The sequence below is a fragment of the Novosphingobium sp. FSW06-99 genome (genome assembly GCF_001519065.1).
In the GTDB taxonomy this organism is placed as follows: Bacteria; Pseudomonadota; Alphaproteobacteria; order Sphingomonadales; family Sphingomonadaceae; genus Novosphingobium.
On record NZ_KQ954253.1, the window covers coordinates 284164 to 301902 of the forward strand.

Here is a 17739-nt window from a genome sequence, read left to right on the forward strand (position 1 = left end):
ACGGGTTTCCTTCAGGCCGCCTGCGCCATGCGCCCGCGCGTCGTCGCGAATGCCATGGCCAGCCGGTCGATCGCCATATCGACTTCTTGCGCGGTGATCGTCAACGGGGGCAACAGGCGAATGCAGTTGTCGCCGCCGCCCGCCACCAGCAAGGCATGCTCGCGCGCGGTCGTCATCATCTCGCGGTTGTTGACCAGCAGCTTCACCCCGATCAGTAGCCCCTTGCCGCGCACATCGACGGCAATGTCGCGATAGGCGGCCACCAGCTTGTTCAGCCCGGCGGCAAAACGATCACCCATTGCCCCGGCATGCGCCAGCAGGGCCGGATCGGCCAGCAGATCGAACGCCGCGTTGCCCACCGCCATCGCCAGCGGATTGCCGCCAAACGTGGTGCCGTGGGTGCCGGTCACCATGCCCACCGCCGCGTCGTGCGTGGCAAGGCAGGCGCCCATCGGAAACCCGCCGCCCATCGCCTTGGCAATCGCCATGATATCGGGTTCAGCGCCGGGCGCCCACTGGTGCGCAAACAGCCGCCCGGTGCGGCCCATGCCGCACTGCACTTCGTCATGGATCACCAGCACGCCCGCGTCGCTGGCCATCCGCCGCACGTTCTGCAGCCATTCGACCGGCAGCGCGCGCGCACCGCCTTCGCCCTGCACCGGCTCGATCAGCACGGCTGCGGTGGTCGGCGCGGCGATCGCGGCGGCCAGTGCAGCGGGGTCATCGAGCGAAATCTGCACATATCCGGGCAGACGCGGACCAAACCCGTCGAGATACGTCGGATTGCCCGAGGCATTGACCGCCGCATACGTCCGGCCATGAAACGATCCGGCAAAACCGATGATATCGATCCGTTCGCCCTGCCCTTTGGCGGCATGATGGCGGCGCGCGGTCTTGATAGCGCATTCGATCGCCTCGGTGCCCGAATTGGCAAAGAACACCACATCGGCAAACGACGCGCCGGTCAGCTTTTCGGCCAACGCCTCTTGCCCCGGAATGCGAAAGATGTTCGACACGTGCCACAGCCGTTCGGCCTGATCGCGCAGCGCGGCCACCAGTTTGGGATGGCAATGGCCCAGCGCATTGGTGGCGATGCCGCTGACGCAATCGAGATACGTCTGCCCGTCGTGGGCGTGCAGCCACACGCCTTCGCCCCGGTCAACAGCCACCGGCGCCCGGTTATAGACGCCCATCAACGCATCGCTCATCGCCAACTCCTCGTCATCACGATGCTGTTGCAAATATCGCATGAAAAAGGCATCTCAAAACAAGAAACACGCATTGTTTGATGTGTTTATTGCATCAAGAGGGTTCGATGACCGACCGCAACCTGCTGCCATCGATGGGGGCGATCCAGGCCTTTGTCGAATCCGCCGCGACCGAGAACTTTTCCGCCGCCGGCGCGCGGCTGGGGTTGAGCCAGAGCGCGATCAGCCGACAGATCGCGGCGATCGAGGCAATGGCGGGCACCGCGCTGTTCGAACGGCGCGGGCGGCGGGTGGTGCTCAATGCCGCCGGACGCAACGTGCATGCCGCGCTGGTGCCCGCGCTCGACCAGATTGCCGGGGCAATGCGCGCGGTGCGGGCGCGGGGCAGCGAACTGACCGTGGCGACCCTGCCCGCCTTCGGCATGCGTTGGCTGGCGCCGCGCCTGCCGCAATTGAGCGCGCTGCACCCCGATCTGGTGGTCAACCTGCCGGTGCGGATCGATCCGTTCGACCTGACGCGCGAAGGGTTTGACGCGGCCATCCATTTCGGCGCGCCCGACTGGCCCGATGCCGAACACCATTTCCTGTTTGAAGAAGAACAAGTTGCCGTGGCCGCGCCGGGCTGGGCGCTGGCGCATGGCCTGACCCGCCCCGAACAGGTGATCGATGCGCCGCTGCTGTTGCAAAGCCTGCGCCCGACGGCGTGGAACGACTGGCTCAGCGGCCAGGGCATTGCCGCGCCGCGGCTGACCGGCGCGCGGTTCGACCAGTTCATGATCATGGCCCAGGCTGCCGCCGCAGGGGTCGGGCTGGCGCTGATCCCGCGCTTTCTGATCGAGCCCGAACTGGCCGCCGGGACGCTGGTCGAAGTGTTTGCGCAAACCTTGAAAAGCCGGTCGGCCTATTGGCTGGTGCACGCAAAAGGGCCGGTGTCACCGGCCCTTTCACGATTTCGCACCTGGCTGACGGCGCAAGCCGCCTGATCAGCCGCCGCGATCAGCGATGTCCGCCGCCGCCATGCGCGGCGCCACCGCCGTGATACCCGCCGCCGCCGTGATACCCGCCACCGGCATAGCCACCATGGTATCCGCCCGCGGCATAGCCGCCATGATACCCGCCGCCATAACCGCCGCGATAGCCACCGACGGCGAACGGGTGCGCATAACGAGCGCCGCCGTACCACCAGTATCCATCATGCCAGCCCCAGCCGAGATTGGTGTAATACGACACCGGATAGCAATACCCCGGATAGCCCGGATAAGCGCCGTAGCAAGGGGCCGGTGCATAGGCCACCGGCGCAGGCGCATAGTATCCGACCGGCGCCGGTGCCACATAGGGCCCCTGATTGCTGGCGATCGCCACACCCGCGGCCAGCCCGATCAGGCCCGCCGCAACGGGGAACCCGCCGCCGCGATAATACCCGCCGTGATAGCCATAGGGCCGCGCATCTGCCGGGGTTGCCACGGCCAGCATGCCCAATGCCGCCGTGGCGGCAAGTGCGGTGCCGAGCACGGCCTTCTTGAAGATGGTCTTCATGATATGCCTCCTTGTCGGCGTTGCCAGGGGGTGGTTCAAATGTCCCGGCAGCGATTCGTTTCCATGAGTGTTGAATTAGGCTTTCCAACCTGAACGCTGCTGGAAGCGCGAATGCAGCCAGGGTTAATCTGCGACCGATCGCCGCAGATTTGCGGGGGACCGTTTGCAGAGCGCCGCATTATGCTATAATGCATATCAATAATTGCCTGTCCGGGAGAGCGTTTGCCATGGAATTCACCCGTCTGAACCCGATCACCGGGGCTGTTGCCTCGTCTGCGCCCGCGATGCAGGCCGCCGACATGCCCGCGCTGGCTGCGCGCGCGGCGGCGGCGCAACCGGCCTGGGCGGCCATCGGCCCCAACGGTCGGCGCGCCGTGCTGATGCAGGCCGCCGCCGCGCTGGAAGCGCGCAAGGACGATTTCGTCGCCGCGATGCAGGGCGAAATCGGCGCCACCGCAGGCTGGGCGCTGTTCAACCTGGGCCTGGCCGCATCGATGGTGCGCGAAGCCGCCGCGCTGACCACGCAGATCGCGGGCGAAGTGATCCCGTCGGACAAGCCGGGGTGCCTGGCCATGGCGCTGCGCGAACCGGTCGGCGTGATCCTGGGCATCGCGCCGTGGAACGCGCCGATCATCCTTGGCGTGCGCGCGATCGCGGTGCCGCTGGCCTGCGGCAATGCGGTCATTTTCAAGGCAAGCGAGATCTGCCCCCGCACCCATGCCCTGATCGTCGAGGCCTTTGCCGAAGCGGGCTTTCCCGATGGCGTGGTGCAAGTCGTCACCAACGCGCCCGCCGATGCGGGCGCCGTGGTCGGCGCGCTGATCGACGCGCCCGAGGTCAAGCGGATCAATTTCACCGGATCGACCACGGTGGGCCGGATCATCGCGGTGCGCGCGGCGCAGAACCTCAAACCCTGCCTGCTCGAACTGGGCGGCAAGGCGCCGCTGATCGTGCTGGAAGACGCCGATCTGGACGAAGCGGTCAAGGCCGCCGCGTTCGGCGCGTTCATGAACCAGGGCCAGATCTGCATGTCGACCGAACGGATCATCGTGGTCGATGCCGTGGCCAAGGCCTTTGCCGAAAAATTCCGCGCCAAAGTCGCCACCATGACGGTGGGCGATCCGCGCGAGGGCAAGACCCCGCTGGGCGCGGTGGTCGATGCCAAGACCGTCACCCACTGCCACAGCCTGATCGACGACGCGCTGGCCCATGGCGCCACCCTGCTCAACGGCGGCGCAACCACCGACAACGTGCTGATGCCCGCACACGTGGTCGATGGCGTAACCCCCGCGATGAAGCTGTTCCGCGACGAAAGCTTCGGCCCGGTGGTCGGCGTGATCCACGCCCGCGACGAAGCCCACGCCATCGAACTGGCCAACGACAGCGAATACGGCCTGTCCGCCGCCGTGTTCACCCGCGACACCGCTCGCGGCCTGACCGTGGCACGCCAGATCAAATCCGGCATCTGCCACGTCAACGGCCCCACCGTCCACGACGAAGCCCAAATGCCCTTCGGCGGCGTCGGCGCCTCCGGCTATGGCCGCTTCGGCGGCAAAGCCGGCATCGACAGCTTCACCGAACTGCGCTGGATCACGGTGGAGACACAGGCAGGGCATTTCCCGATCTGATCGATGACGTGGGGGCAGCCTGCTGGTCCGATTCTGACCTTTGCGGCCATGCGATCCGGATGGCTGGATGCAGATGTCAAAAACAATCTACTAGCCCGGCACGCGCTCGTTCGGCGCGCCTTCAGTCGTCATGGACTGCCTCCCACACGAACCGCCCAAGGCATGATCAGATTCTGCACTTCGCCTCGATCGGATTTTATCATGACGCATTCTTTAAAAATTGGGATGCGTTTGCTTTGATGACCGCCATGTACTAGAGAAAAAACTCAACTTTTGGCGGGCTCGCCAAAATATCAAGCGCTTACGAAGAGCTGAAAAACTCATTTCATCGCTTGCTAATGAGTTCAATATATGCCCAAAAAATCACAGTATATCACCAAAAATCCTGATGAATCCCGCAAACAAGTTGTCATTGTCATCGATGATGACCCAATTGTTTCAGCAGGATTTGTGATCGTACTTGAAGATGCCGGATACCAGGCGATGGCGTTCGGCAGTGGCGAAGACCTGTTTGGTGCCGATTGCGGCAATCAGGCCATTTGCGTGCTGCTGGATGTAAGCTTGCCGGGGATTTCCGGCGTGGAGACACTTCACCGATTACGGGCCGCAGGAAATCTGGTTCCAGTGATAATGATCACCGGCTCGGGCAGCGTGGCCATTGCTGTCGAAGCCATGAAGGCTGGTGCGTGCGACTTTATTGAAAAGCCGGCCAGCGACAAAGATATACTGGAGGCGATCGCCAGGGCGCTTGCACCAAGTCCCGACAATCCGACGCTTGATCACCTTCGCGCCGACGCTGCAAAATTCCTTGGTCAGCTCACCAAACGGCAGAGGCAGATTCTTGACCTCATCATGGAGGGGTATCCGAACAAGAACATCGCGACCGACCTCAAGCTCAGCCAACGGACCGTCGAAAGCCACCGCGCCATCATTATGGACAAAGCCGGGGTAAAATCGCTGCCCGCCCTCACCCGCTTGATGTTTGCCGCAAGTTTGCCGCTGCAGCCCGCTTCGACCACGGCAATTTCCACGGTGCTCGGCCATCAGATTGAGGAAGTGGAAGTCCCGAACGAAGTGGACCGCGATCGTTTTGAACGCTTTTTCGAACAGATCCCGCTCGCGGTCGTCGTATCGACGCTGATCACGCACGAGCATGTCATATACGCCAACCCGGCGTTCGAAGCACTGTCAGGTCAAGTTCGGTCCGAGATCGAAGGTCAGCCATGGGGCCGCCTGCGCGGGTCATCGGTCGGCAGAGACCAGCCCGTCGCCCTTGGTGATGCGATAACCGCCGCGCCCGAAGTGATCGGCACTTTTCAGATCGACCGGCCCGACGGCAGTGCATCGCTGATAGACCTGTTTTCCAGCATCATTTCCGATGATGAAGGAAACCCGGAATTCCGGCTGGCCGCGCTGGTTGATGTGGCCCCCCGCGATTCCAGCCTGGTGCAGGAATTCGAAGTCCAGATGCGAGAAAAGGACATGCGCTTGCTGGAAATGCAGCACCGCGTGAAAAACAATCTCCAGATGATTACAGCGCTCGTCCGCGTCGAGGCGCGCAAGGCCCGCAATCAGGACGAAAGCGGCATGTTCGACAGGCTGGCGGGGCGGATCAATTCAATTCAGTTGGTCTACAAGCTGCTGTCGGAATCCGGTCAGCGCGAGGAAGTCGATCTGGGCGTCTATCTGAGCGATGTAGCCTCTTCCATCATGCATGCATCGGCGATGGAAGGGATCCGGCTTGAATTGAAGGTCGATTCCTATCCCGTATCGGTCAACGTCGCACTGCCGACCGGCATGGTGGTCAACGAATTGATGACCAATTCGCTGAAACACGCCTTCGTTGACAGGGATTCCGGCACGATCCTGATCCACAGCCTGTCTGACGAACGAGGCCGCCGCGTTGTCGTCGCCGATGATGGGGTCGGGCTGCCGCCCGATGTCTCGTGGCCGAAACACGGCAAACTTGGTGCATTGATCGTCCAGTCGCTGCGCCAGAATGCCAAGGCTGACCTTGCGGTCGACTCTCAGCCTGGCCGCGGCGTGCGCTTTACGATTACATTTGCCTAACCGCCCCGCTCCCCCACTCAAAACGGCCGGTCACCCATAATCGTCGCCCGGTTCATCACCCTGTGCGCATTGCCATAATCGTATGTCGCGTAATGCTGGGTTACCCGGTTGTCCCAGATCGCCACGTCGCCTGCGCGCCATTTCCAGCGGACGGTGAATTCGGGGCGGGTGATGTGGGTGTAGAGCATGGTCAGCAGGGGGTCGGCCATGGCGGGCTCCATGCCGACGATGCCGGTGGTAAAACCTTCGCTGACATAGATGGCTTTGCGGCCGGTGACCGGGTGCGTGCGGATAACGGGGTGGACCATGGGCGGGTTGTTGCGTTTGGCCGCCTCCAGGGCGGCCGCGTCAAAGCGATCGGGCGGGAACGATTTGGCCAGATCGTGGGTGGCCGACAGCGTGGCCAGCCAGGTTTTCATCGTGGCGGGCAGCGCGTCATAGGCGGCGGTGGCGCTGGCCCACAGCGTGTCACCGCCCAGCGGGGGCACTTTGCGCGCCAGCAGCACGGCGCCCAGCGCGGGGGTTTCCAGAAAGCTGACATCGCTGTGCCACAGCGCATTGTCGCGCAGATCGTTGAGCGCGGTGTCGAGCAGCATGATTTCGGGCACGGCCTTTGATCGCGGATAGATCGGGTGGACGTGCAGCGGGCCGAAACGCGCGGCAAAATCGCGCTGTTGCCGTTCGGTAATCGCCTGATCGCGCACAAAGATCACCTGGCGGTCGATCATCGCCGCCTCGATGTCGCGGTGGGTCTGCGCATCCAGCGGCTGCGCCAGATCCACGCCTGACACGATCGCCCCGATCGCCGGGGTCAGCGGTTCAATCGTGATACCCATCGCCTGCACTCCACGCCGCGCCGATCCTGCACGACCGGCGCCGTCTCGTCCGTGCCGCGCGCGCCGGAATCAAGTGTTATTTTGCCGCATCAGACAAATGTCGAACCGCATCAGGCCGGCACACGGTCGGCATCGAACACCAGATCGGCGGGATCGGCCTCGCGCGTCATCCGCCAGAACGCGTCATTGCGCCACGGGGTGATCGCCACCACCCGTCCGCGCGAATTGCGATACCAGTTGGTGGCGCCGGGGTGGGTCCACACCAGCCGGTCATGCGCCGCATCGATGCGCTGGCGATAGGCGTGATAGACGTCGTCGCGCACTTCGACCGTGGTCGCGCCGGTTTCGACCGTGCGCGCGATCAGCCGGGTGGCATAGTGCGCCTGGTTTTCGATATTGCGGATCATGCTGCCGCCATGCCCCGATCCGACATTCGGGCCCAGCAGGATGAAGAAATTGGGAAATCCGGGCACCAGCGTGCCCAGATAGGCGGCGGCATCGTCGCCATCCCAGAATTCGCGCAAGACCCGCCCGCCGCGCCCGATCACATCATAAGACCCGAGCACTTGCGCCGCCGCAAAGCCGGTGGCCAGGATGATCACATCCGCCTCGACCTGCGTGCCATCGCCTGCGGTCAGCACCGATCCCTCGATCTGTGCCAGCCGGTCGGGCACCAGCCGCACATGCGGTTTGCGCAAAGTGCGATACCACCCGTTGTCGAGCAGCATGCGTTTGGCAAACGGGGGATAATCGGGCAGCACCAGGGGCAGCAGATCCTGCCGGTCGCCCAGTTCCGCCTCGACATAACGGGTGAAGAACCGGCGATGGCCATCGTTGACAGCGTTGACCGCGCGCGCCGGTTCGGGCCAGTCGGGATCGCGCTGCAACGTACCGTGGACCCGGTCGTTGAACGTCCAGGCCAGCCGCTGTTCCACCCATGCGCGATAGAGCGGCACGCGCTGCGACAGATAGCGCACCGCCGCCGGAATGACCTTGCGAAACTGCGGAAAGGGCGCGGCCCATTGGCGCGACCGAGCAAACACGGTCAGGCTGGCGACACTGTCGGCAATCGCCGGCACGACTTGCATGGCCGATGCGCCGTTGCCCACCACCGCGACTCGCTTGCCGGTCAGATCGAGGTCTGTCGGCCAGTGCGAGGTGTGCACCACCTGCCCGGCAAAGCGGTCGAGCCCGGCAATATCGGGCACCACCGGGGTGTTGAGAATGCCGACGGCACTGAACACGAAATCGGCGCTATGCACCGTCTCGTGCCCTTCGGCATCGACCGCGACAACCTGCCAGCGCTGCGTATCAGCCTGCCATGTGGCCGACCGCACGCGCGTGTTGAACCGCACTTTGTCATACAGCCCGTGGGCGCGCGCGGTGTCGATCAGATAGCGTTCGATCTCGTCGCGACGCGGAAAATAATGTGCCCAGTCGTTGGGACGGAACGAAAAGGTATAAGTCAGATTGGGCGTGTCGACGCCGCACCCGGGATAGCTGTTTTCCCACCAAGTGCCGCCGAATTCGGCATTTTTTTCCAGGATGGTGGTGGCAATCCCCAGCTCTGCCAGGCGGATCGCCGCGCAGATTCCCGATATCCCCGCACCGATCACGATCGCACTGCGCCCCAGGCCCACCGGGGCAGGTTCCGGCGCGGGATCGAGTTGCATCGTCGCGGCGATGATGTCGCCATATTCGGCCGGCACCGGCTCGTCCATCGACACCGCCAACATGTGCGCCAGCGTGGCATTGTCGGGACGCGGCAGGGCGACGGGCGCGCCATCGAGCCAGCCGTAAATTGCGCCGCGCGCGGCGGCGCGGATTTCCCCCGCGATCGCATCGGGCAGGCCGCCATCGTCGTTGTCATCCAGCCCCTTGCCGCGCCGGGGGGCATAAGGCGGCTCCAGCCAGCGCAGATCGCCGGTCAATTGCACCAACGTCAACAGCAGCGCCGGCAGGTTGCACGCGGCGATCCCTGCATCGAGCAATGCACGATCGAGCGGCCCGGCATCGGCGGGCGGGATCAGCAGCGGGCAGTGCACGGCAGTGGCAGTCATGGCACATCCTCATGAGACACGCGCACCAGGACGCGATCCCGGCTGCACGGCAATATCATACTATTGGTATCAAATATCTACTGATCAGTATATGAAGTCAATCGAGGCTGCAGGGTGGCGCGCCTCAGTGCGAAAAAACCTCGCGCTTCAGGCGCATGCCCGCCGCCTCGCGATCCCAGGTGTCATCAGTCACGCCTTGCGCGCGCAGATCCGCCTTGCGCACTTTGGCCGAAGGTGTCTTGGGCAATTCGGGCAGGACGCGGATATAGCGCGGCACCATGAAATAGGGCATGCGATCGGCCAGAAACCCGATCAATTCCGCCGGATCGATCGAATGCCCCGGCACCGGCGCCACGATCACCATCACATCGTCTTCCGACAGCGGGCTGGGCACGCCGATCGCGGCGGCTTCGCGCACGGCAGGGTGCGCGCAGACTTCGACTTCCACCTCGAACGACGAGATGTTTTCGCCACGCCGCCGGATCGCGTCCTTGACCCGGTCGACGAAGTAGAAATAGCCGTCGGCATCGCGGCGAAAGGCATCACCGGTGTGGAACCAGCCGTTGGCCCAGGCCTGCGCCGTCGCCTCGGGATTGCGATGATAGCCGCTGTTCATCGCAAACGGCCGATCGGTGCGCACCAGCATTTCGCCGATGTCGCCCACCGGCACTTCGCCACCGTGGCGATCGACCAAGCGCACTTCAACCCCGGGGCGCACTTTGCCGCACGTCCCGCGCCGCACTGGATTGGCCTCCGACACGATCGGCGATGACACCTCGGTCATGTTGAAAATGGTATATATATCAATGCTAAATCGTTCGGTAAACGCCGGAGCATCGTCGGTCAGCGGTACCATAAAGGCCTTTTTGACGCCATGCGCGCGGTCCTGCGGCGATGGCGGCCGTTTCAGCAGGAATGTCGCCATCACCCCCAGCAGGAACACCACGGTCGCCCCGGTACGCGCGGCGATGTCCCAGAACCGGTCGGTGGCAAAGCTTTCGACCATCGCCACCGAAGCGCCGCGCGCCAGCATCACAAAGGGCGGCCCCATCCCGCCGATGTGAAAGATCGGCGCAACGCACAAATAGCGGTCGTCGCGCCCGACCATCGGCCAGGATTCCGGCCCGGCATTGGAAAACATGTGCAGATAGGACGACAGCACGCCTTTCGATGGCCCGGTGGTGCCCGAAGTATAGATCACCGACTGGATATCCCACGGATCGATCGGCCGTTCGAGCGGCGGCACCGTGCTGCCATCGATGGCATCGAAGCGCACCGTGGGCAGGCCGATATCGGGCGCGTCACCCGCCGTGGTCAGCACCGCCAGCCCCAGATCGGCCCGATCGATCTCGCCAAGGCGGCCGACCAGATCGGGGTGGGCGATGATCAGCCGCGCGCCCGAATTGGCCACCACATGCGCCAGCAGATTGCCGCGATAGGCGGTGTTGAACGGCACGAATACTGCGCCCAGATAGTTGATCGCATAGAACGCCACCAGCGCCTCGCGCCCATTGGGCAGCCACACCGCAACGAAATCGCCCTGCCCGACCCCCAACGCGGCCAGCCCGGCGGCCTTGGCCAGCGTGCGGCGGCGCACCTCGGCAAAGCTCCATTGCTCGCCGTCTTCCCACACCACATGCACCCGGTCGGGCGTCTGGTCGGCCCAGCGATCGATCAGATAGCGCAGCACGCAGTGATCGCGATCGGGAATGCGCGGATCGGCAAAATCGCGCGTGCGCACCGGCGTTTCGTTGGTCATTGGCATGTCTCCCCTGCCCGCCCGCAGGGATCGCGAGCGGGCCGATTGGGGCAGCGTATCAATCCAGCCCGACCAGCCGCAGACAGGCCTTTACCGCCTGTTCCACCACGGCCTCGCCGGACCGGGCGCTGCCCGGTCGATAGCAATAGGTCATCCAGCTCAGCAGCCCGCCGATCCACACCGACATGGTCGGCGCATCGGCCACGGTAATACTGCCATCGCGCATGCAGGCCTCGATCATCCGCCCGATGCGCAGATCGAATTCATGCCGCAGGCGCAGGATGCGTTGCGCATCGCCGCGTTCCAGGTTCATCATCTCGCGCTGATAAACCACCAGATATTCGATGCGGTCGATGATGATCCCGGCCACTTCGCGCAACGAGGTGCGCAACAGATCGACCGGCGCGGCACCGATTTCGGCAGAACTCGCCTCGATGCGGTCGAGCGCCGCCAGCGATTCGGTCACCCCCATCTCGCAGATCGCGCTCAGGATCGCCGCCTTGCCCTTGAAATAGGTATAGAGAAACGGCTTGGTCGCGCTAAGCCGGTCGGCCAGCATGTCGAGTGTCGCCGTCTCATAGCCTTTTTCATAGAACAGTGCGCTCGCCTCCTCCAGAATGCGCGAGCGTTTGAACGCCACCACGCCGGGGCGGATTTCGCGGCCGGTGGTCTGTCCGGCCCCATCGGCATGGCGTGCGGAACGGCGCGGGGCGGCGGGCAGCGCCTGGGTTGGGTTTCGCGTCATGCAGCCCTTCTGAGGATCTCGAGGATATCCTCCGGCGATGTCACGGGCCGGGGATTGGTCCTCCCCCATATATCAAGCAGGGTATATTCGGCTACTTGTTGGAAGCGATCTTCCCCCACGCCGACATCACGCAACCGGCGCGGCATGCCCAGCCCGGCGATAAACGCATCGAGCGCGTCGGCCGCACTGGCGCCCGCCCCGCCCAGCCCGGCCAGAATGCGGCCCTGGCGGCTGGCATCGTGCTGTGCATTCCATTCCAGCACATAGGGCGACATCACGCACGAGGTATAGCCATGCGGCACATTGCACGTGCCACCCAGGATATGTCCAATGGCATGGCTGGCCCCCATCGGCACCCCGCCGATGATCGAAATCATCGACTGCCACGCCCCGATCTGGCATTTCAGCCGCGCCTCCAGATCCGCGGGATCGGCCTTGACCCGGGGCAGGCCTTCAACCAGCAGGCGCAGCGCACTATCGGCCAGACCGTCGGCAAACGCGTTCGACTGGAACGACGCCAGCGTTTCGACCGCATGATCGACCGAACGCACCCCGGTCGACAGCCACAGCCATTCGGGCGAATGGACCGTCAGCGCGGGATCGAGCACCACCATCACCGGGGCCATCGCGCGGTGTTCATAGCCCTGCTTGTGCTGGGACACTTCGTCGGTGGCCCCCGACAGGGCGTTGAATTCGCCGCCGGACAGCGTGGTCGGCACACAGATCACCGGGATATCGGGCCCGACCGTGATCGGATTGATCACCTGACCTGCATCGTTGACATAAGTCCGCAAGGGCTCGAACGCCTCGACCGTCGACACCCCGTGGCGGATCAGCAGCGGCACGATCTTGGCCGCGTCGGTCACCGAACCACCGCCCACCGACACGATCAGGTCGGCCCGCGCCGCGCGCGCGGCATCGGCGGCGCGCAACACATCGGCGCGCGGCGCATGCGGGGCAATCCCGCTGAACGTGCCTGCATGGCGGTGCCCCAGGGCGACCTCGATCGCAGCTATCGCATCGGTCTGTTCGCGCAACGTGGTCGACGCGATCAGGAACACCCGCGAATGCCCCGCAGCCTCAGCATGGTCGGCAAGCGCGCGCGCAGCGGGCTGCCCCATGGTAACGAGTTCGGTTCTGGTAAAGCCCATGCGGCTGGGAATGATGGCGGCCACAGATCTCTCCTCTTGTCGCGCCGCGCTTGCTGCTCGCGCCAGGCGTCTTGACACGATGCTTGCCACAGCCGCGTTTTACCCGCTAGTATATTTTTGGACCCATGTTAAGATTTTGACCGAGCGCCGACGATCCCCGATCTGCCCCCGGCACAACAGCGGATAGCATACGACAATGGATGGCAAGCCGGGAATGTCCCGTCAGGATTGGTCGAGCAACACCGCCGCCAGCAACGCACCGTCGGACACCCCATCCCCCGGCCTGCCGGGCGGTGCCCTGCGGGCGATCCGGGTGCTCGAATTCACCGGGCTGGGCCCGACCCCGTTTGCCGCAATGATGCTGGCCGACCATGGCGCGCAGGTGCTGCGCGTGGAACGGATCGGGGCGGTGTCCGCGGCAGGCGGCGACGAACACTTCAACCACTTGCACCGCAACCGCCCGGCGGTCGCGATCGACCTCAAGGACAGCGCAGGCCTGGCCCTGGCGCGGCATCTGGCAGCGTGCGCCGATGTCCTGATCGAGGGCTATCGGCCCGGCACGATGGAGCGGCTGGGGCTGGGCCCCGACGATCTGTTGCCCGCAAATCCGCGGCTGATCTATGCGCGGATGACCGGTTGGGGGCAGGATGGCCCGCTGGCGCGCACTGCCGGGCACGACATCAATTATCTGGCGATGACCGGCGCGCTCTATGTGATGAATCCGGCGGGCGACGTGCCGGTGCCGCCGATCAATCTGGTCGCCAATTTCGGCGGCGGCGGCATGGCCATGGTCGCGGGCATTCTGGCCGCGCTGGTCGAACGTGCCACCAGCGGCCAGGGCCAGGTGATCGATGCGGCAATGGTCGATGGCGCCAGCCTGCTGATGACGCAAGTGTTCGCCTGGACGCAGATGGGCATCTGGCGCGAAGGCCGCGGGAACAACCTGCTCGATGGCAGTGCCTATTTCTATCGCTGTTACCGCGCGGCCTGCGGCGGCTGGATCGCGGTTGGTGCGCTGGAACCGCAGTTCCACGATCTGTTCATCGCCGGGCTCGGCCTCGACCCGACGCAGTTTCCCGACCATCTCGATCCCGCTCACTGGGCCGCCCGCGCCGAGCGGATTGCCGCCGTGATCGCACGCCGGTCGCGCGCGGAATGGGTGGCCCGCTTTGCCGACAGCGATGCTTGCGTGACCCCGGTGCTCAGCCCGGCCGAAGCCGCCGTCCACCCCGCCAATCGTGCCCGCGCGATGCATGGCGGCGGCCCCGCTGCGCCCCAGCCGATGCCCGCGCCGCGCCTGTCACGTACCCCCGGCAGCCTGCGCCGCCCGGCCGCACTGGCAGGCGAAGGCAGCGTGGCCACGCTCACCGACTGGGGCATCGACAGCGACCGCATGGCGCAATTGCGCGCCAAGGGGATCGTGCTCTAACGCGGCGCGCGCAGCACCGGGCGAAAGCCGGTGCCATCGCGCAGCACGCGCGCAACATGGCTGCCGCCGAAATGCGCGGGCACCAGCAGGGCCCCGCTGTCAGCGGCTTCATCCAGCACGCTGCGGCGCGTCTCGCGCGCTTGCCCGGCGTCTTCGCAGAACACGCTGTTCCAGTCGGGGCGATAGATCTGCATCGGATGGTGCACCACATCGCCGCAGAACAACGCCCGATCATCGCCACCATCGACCGCCATGACCATTTGCCCCGGTGTATGCCCAGGTCGCGCCCGCAGCACCACGCCCGGCGCCACCTCGAACCCGTCGGTCACCCATTCGGCGCGACCTGCGGCCATGATCGGGCGCACGCTGTCTTCGAACATCCCCGCATTGACTGCCGCGCCCAGCCCACCCGGCCCGATTCCCGTCACCAGCGGGTCCCAGTAATCGCGATCGGCCAGCGGCAGCAGATAGCGCGCATTGCGAAACGTCGGCTGCCAGGCGCCATCGATCAGCCGGGTGTTCCAGCCGACGTGATCGACATGGACATGCGAACAGACCACCACATCGATATCTTCGGGCGCAAACCCCGCCGCCGCCAGGCGCCCGAGAAAGTCGGTGGCGAGGTGGTCGAACACCGGCAGATCGGGGCGATGCTTGTCGTTGCCCGCACCGGTGTCGAACAGGATGCGCAAATGCCCGGTGTCGATCAGCCAGCTTTGCAGAAAGGCATAGACCCGGCCGCTGTCGGGATCGAAATAATCGGGCGTGAATTCTTCGGCATGGGGCGACCAGCCGGCCGCCTCGTACCCTGCAAACAGATGGTCTGGCGGGGCAAAACCGCCCCGCCATTCCTCGATGCGATGCACTCTGACGGTGCCCAGCCGAAAGCGGTCCATCGCCCGCCACCTAGAACTTGTAGCTGGCGGTCACCCCATAAGTACGCGGCGGCACCAGCGACCCCACGCGCACATAGGCAAACAGCGCCGCAGCGATGATGTTGTTGGCGATGGCATATTTGTTGGTCAGGTTGCGTACCCAGCCTTCGACCGAGAACTTGTCACCCGGGGCGTGCCAGGTCAGGCTGGCATTGGCCATGGCATAGCCGGTCTGTTCGGCATCGCTGTTGTTGAACTCGCTGAAATAGATCGTGTCCTGCCACTTGACGTCGCCCTGCGCGGTCAGCTTGCCCTGGTTGCCCAGGGCGATGTCGTATTGGAAACCCCCGCCAAAGGTATATTTGGGCGCATTGGGCAAAGTCTTGCCGGCCAGATCGACCAGCGAAGGGTCGGTGGGACAGGGCGCATAGGAAATTCCGGGTCGCGCGGGATAGCCGGAACCGTAATAGGCATTGCAGAAATTGGTGAATTTTGCATTCAAATATGTGCCGGAAAGGTTCACCGTCAGCGCATGACTGATCTTGCCGACCAGTTCCAGTTCTCCGCCGAAATTGCGCGCGCTGGCGGCATTGATCGTTTCGACCACCGACTGTGCGTTCACAAAGCTGACCTGCAGATTGCTGTACTTGTAATAGAACGCCGCGCCGTTCAATTGCAGGTGGTTGTCGAACAGCTTTTGCTTGAACCCGGCTTCATAGCTCCACACCGTTTCGGGATTGATCACCGGATTTTCACTGCCGACGTCGATCACCCCCGATTTGAAACCCTTGGTCACGCTGGCATAGAGCAAAGTCTGGTTGTTGGGGCGATATTCCAGCAGCGCCTTGGGCGTGACCGAACCCCACCCTTTGGCCTCATCGGTCGGCACATAAGTGCCCTCGGCATCAAAGCGGAAAAAGCCGATCCCCTGGCGGTGTTCATAGTTATAACGCCCGCCCAGCGTCAGCTTCAGCGTGGAAGTCAGATCGGCCGCGCCCTGCAGATAGACGCCGACCGCATCGATCATCACCCGCCCGTTCTGGTCATAGACGCCATTGTTGAACGTATCGGCGGGCAGGCCGAACAGCACGCCCAGGTTGGTGGTCGGCACACTCGTGTCGCCATAGAGCCGCTCGTGGAAATACATCGCGCCGCCCAGCAGGGTGAACCCCTGGCCGGTGTAATTGGCGGTCACTTCCTCGCTGAACGAACGGCTCTGTTCGGTGTAGTTGTTCTGCCCGGCCAGATCGACGTTGGATACCGACAGATCGTCGCGGTTGAACCGGTTGAACGAGCGATAGGCGGTGATCGACTTGATGGTGGTCGTGCCCAGATCCCAGTCGAACGTGCCGGTTACGCCAAACCCGCTGCGGCGGTTGATGGCATCCTGATCGGAATAGATGTCGCGCAAGTTGGGCGTCTGGCCATGCGCGGCGGCATAATCGAAAATCGACTGCCCGCCGAGCAAGTGGTAATAGATTTCGTTGCCTGGAATGACCGACGGCCCAAAGTAATGGAATGCGTAGTCGTCGTCGCCTTCATGAAATTGGTCAGCGACCAGCGTGAACTTGCCGGTTTCGCCCAGCTTCGCGATCACCGTCGCGCGCAGAGCATAGGAATCGCGGTTGTCGACCGGGTTTCCGGTATAGAGGTTCACGCCATAACCATCGTGCTTTTCGTATTTCCCGGCCAACCGCACCAGCAGCTTGTCGCCCGCGACCGGGCCGCCGAGCGCGCCTTCGAGCACTTCATCGTTGTAGTTGCCATAAGTCGCGCGAAAATAGCCATCGAACTGGTCGGTCGGCTTGGCCGTGACCATGTTGATCGCACCCGCCGTCGCCCCCCGGCCATAGAGGATCGATTGCGGCCCGCGCAGCACTTCGACTTGTTCCAGATCATAAAAGCCGCTCAACTGTTCGGCGGGGCGGGCAATGATCGCACCGTCCTGCAGGAACGACACCGCGCCTTCACCGCCGATGTCGAAATTGTTGAGCCCGACACCGCGAATGAACGTGCGGTTGACGCCGAACTGGTCGCCGATTGATACATTGGGCACCACGCCTTGCAGATCGCCGACGTTCTGCACCCCGCCCGGGCCGAGATCCTTTGCCGTCAGCGCGGTGACGGCGGCGGCCAGACGGCTGATCGCGGTATTCTGCTTGGTTGCCGTGACGATGATTTCGCGCGTGTCGGTGGTGCTGGCGGAATTGTCGTCAGCCTTGGCATTCGCGGCGGCAGGTTCGGTTGCCCCCGCCCCGGTGGCAACGGCATCGGCGGCATGGGCCGTTCCGGCAAGCAGCGGAAGCGCCATGAGCGCGGCAAGAGGCGCGTTGAACGCGGCGTGACGAAGGCTTTTCATGCATACTCCCCGTGATTGGCCGGTCATTGCCTTGCATGGCATTCACCTTGGCATACTGGTGAGTATATCTATCATGCCATTGG

At 64.0% G+C, this 17739-nt stretch carries 13 protein-coding genes; 4 read left to right on the forward strand and 9 right to left on the reverse strand.

Annotation, left to right across the window (positions count from 1 at the left end; genetic code table 11):
• Positions 1–11 precede the first annotated feature (11 nt).
• Entirely contained in the window at positions 12–1208 is a 1197-nt protein-coding gene (locus AQZ49_RS06125) for an aspartate aminotransferase family protein (protein WP_231738929.1), read from the reverse strand.
• A 107-nt stretch (positions 1209–1315) separates the two neighbouring features.
• On the opposite strand from AQZ49_RS06125, the gene AQZ49_RS06130 reads away from it, so the two are divergent.
• Positions 1316–2191, forward strand: coding sequence for a LysR family transcriptional regulator (locus AQZ49_RS06130; protein ID WP_067613983.1), 876 nt, complete (start codon positions 1316–1318; stop codon positions 2189–2191).
• A gap of 13 nt (positions 2192–2204) precedes the next feature.
• On the opposite strand, the gene AQZ49_RS06135 is transcribed toward AQZ49_RS06130, so the two are convergent.
• A complete protein-coding gene (locus AQZ49_RS06135) occupies positions 2205–2744 on the reverse strand; it encodes a hypothetical protein (RefSeq protein WP_067613985.1) in 540 nt (179 codons plus the stop codon).
• A 227-nt stretch (positions 2745–2971) separates the two neighbouring features.
• Between AQZ49_RS06135 and AQZ49_RS06140 the strand changes: the two genes are divergently transcribed.
• Positions 2972–4372 carry an aldehyde dehydrogenase gene (locus AQZ49_RS06140; RefSeq protein ID WP_067613987.1) on the forward strand — a complete coding sequence of 467 codons (1401 nt, stop codon included), beginning with the start codon at positions 2972–2974 and terminating at the stop codon, positions 4370–4372.
• A 351-nt stretch (positions 4373–4723) separates the two neighbouring features.
• Complete coding sequence (locus AQZ49_RS21705; RefSeq protein WP_082701575.1) at positions 4724–6442, forward strand: response regulator; 1719 nt, start codon at positions 4724–4726, stop codon at positions 6440–6442.
• A 17-nt stretch (positions 6443–6459) separates the two neighbouring features.
• Here AQZ49_RS21705 and tauD read toward each other — a convergent pair whose 3' ends face one another.
• The 5 genes from tauD to AQZ49_RS06170 form a co-directional block, all read right to left on the reverse strand.
• Positions 6460–7278, reverse strand: coding sequence for a taurine dioxygenase (gene tauD, locus AQZ49_RS06150; RefSeq protein ID WP_067613989.1), 819 nt, complete (start codon positions 7276–7278; stop codon positions 6460–6462).
• Between the two features lie 110 nt (positions 7279–7388).
• Positions 7389–9338: a flavin-containing monooxygenase gene (locus AQZ49_RS06155; protein ID WP_082701577.1), complete on the reverse strand. Its 1950-nt coding sequence runs from the start codon at positions 9336–9338 to the stop codon at positions 7389–7391.
• 124 nt (positions 9339–9462) lie between these two features.
• Positions 9463–11097 carry an AMP-binding protein gene (locus AQZ49_RS06160; protein ID WP_197410943.1) on the reverse strand — a complete coding sequence of 545 codons (1635 nt, stop codon included), beginning with the start codon at positions 11095–11097 and terminating at the stop codon, positions 9463–9465.
• A gap of 58 nt (positions 11098–11155) precedes the next feature.
• Positions 11156–11842 carry a TetR/AcrR family transcriptional regulator gene (locus AQZ49_RS06165; RefSeq protein ID WP_067613992.1) on the reverse strand — a complete coding sequence of 229 codons (687 nt, stop codon included), beginning with the start codon at positions 11840–11842 and terminating at the stop codon, positions 11156–11158.
• Entirely contained in the window at positions 11839–13017 is a 1179-nt protein-coding gene (locus AQZ49_RS06170; protein ID WP_197410944.1) for an iron-containing alcohol dehydrogenase, read from the reverse strand. The genes AQZ49_RS06165 and AQZ49_RS06170 overlap by 4 nt, the downstream gene beginning before the upstream one ends.
• A 190-nt stretch (positions 13018–13207) precedes the next feature.
• Here AQZ49_RS06170 and AQZ49_RS06175 point away from each other — a divergent pair, with 190 nt between their 5' ends.
• Complete coding sequence (locus AQZ49_RS06175) at positions 13208–14422, forward strand: CaiB/BaiF CoA transferase family protein (RefSeq protein ID WP_082701579.1); 1215 nt, start codon at positions 13208–13210, stop codon at positions 14420–14422.
• Here AQZ49_RS06175 and AQZ49_RS06180 read toward each other — a convergent pair.
• Together AQZ49_RS06180 and AQZ49_RS06185 are read right to left on the reverse strand one after the other, a co-directional pair.
• Positions 14419–15318 carry an MBL fold metallo-hydrolase gene (locus AQZ49_RS06180; RefSeq protein WP_067613996.1) on the reverse strand — a complete coding sequence of 300 codons (900 nt, stop codon included), beginning with the start codon at positions 15316–15318 and terminating at the stop codon, positions 14419–14421. The genes AQZ49_RS06175 and AQZ49_RS06180 overlap by 4 nt on opposite strands.
• Positions 15319–15328: 10 nt before the next feature.
• Positions 15329–17656 (reverse strand): TonB-dependent receptor, encoded by a 2328-nt coding sequence (locus tag AQZ49_RS06185; RefSeq protein ID WP_067613998.1) that lies wholly within the window; start codon positions 17654–17656, stop codon positions 15329–15331.
• Between the last annotated feature and the right edge of the window lie 83 nt (positions 17657–17739).

Excerpts from the sequence above, each read along its gene's own strand:
- AQZ49_RS06125 (WP_231738929.1), bottom strand. The coding sequence starts at position 1,208 with ATGAGCGATGCGTTGATGGGCGTCTATAACCGGGCGCCGGTGGCTGTT.
- AQZ49_RS06130 (WP_067613983.1), top strand. The coding sequence starts at position 1,316 with ATGACCGACCGCAACCTGCTGCCATCGATGGGGGCGATCCAGGCCTTT.
- AQZ49_RS06135 (WP_067613985.1), bottom strand. The coding sequence starts at position 2,744 with ATGAAGACCATCTTCAAGAAGGCCGTGCTCGGCACCGCACTTGCCGCC.
- AQZ49_RS06140 (WP_067613987.1), top strand. The coding sequence starts at position 2,972 with ATGGAATTCACCCGTCTGAACCCGATCACCGGGGCTGTTGCCTCGTCT.
- AQZ49_RS21705 (WP_082701575.1), top strand. The coding sequence starts at position 4,724 with ATGCCCAAAAAATCACAGTATATCACCAAAAATCCTGATGAATCCCGC.
- tauD (WP_067613989.1), bottom strand. The coding sequence starts at position 7,278 with ATGGGTATCACGATTGAACCGCTGACCCCGGCGATCGGGGCGATCGTG.
- AQZ49_RS06155 (WP_082701577.1), bottom strand. The coding sequence starts at position 9,338 with ATGACTGCCACTGCCGTGCACTGCCCGCTGCTGATCCCGCCCGCCGAT.
- AQZ49_RS06160 (WP_197410943.1), bottom strand. The coding sequence starts at position 11,097 with ATGACCAACGAAACGCCGGTGCGCACGCGCGATTTTGCCGATCCGCGC.
- AQZ49_RS06165 (WP_067613992.1), bottom strand. The coding sequence starts at position 11,842 with ATGACGCGAAACCCAACCCAGGCGCTGCCCGCCGCCCCGCGCCGTTCC.
- AQZ49_RS06175 (WP_082701579.1), top strand. The coding sequence starts at position 13,208 with ATGTCCCGTCAGGATTGGTCGAGCAACACCGCCGCCAGCAACGCACCG.
- AQZ49_RS06180 (WP_067613996.1), bottom strand. The coding sequence starts at position 15,318 with ATGGACCGCTTTCGGCTGGGCACCGTCAGAGTGCATCGCATCGAGGAA.
- AQZ49_RS06185 (WP_067613998.1), bottom strand. The coding sequence starts at position 17,656 with ATGAAAAGCCTTCGTCACGCCGCGTTCAACGCGCCTCTTGCCGCGCTC.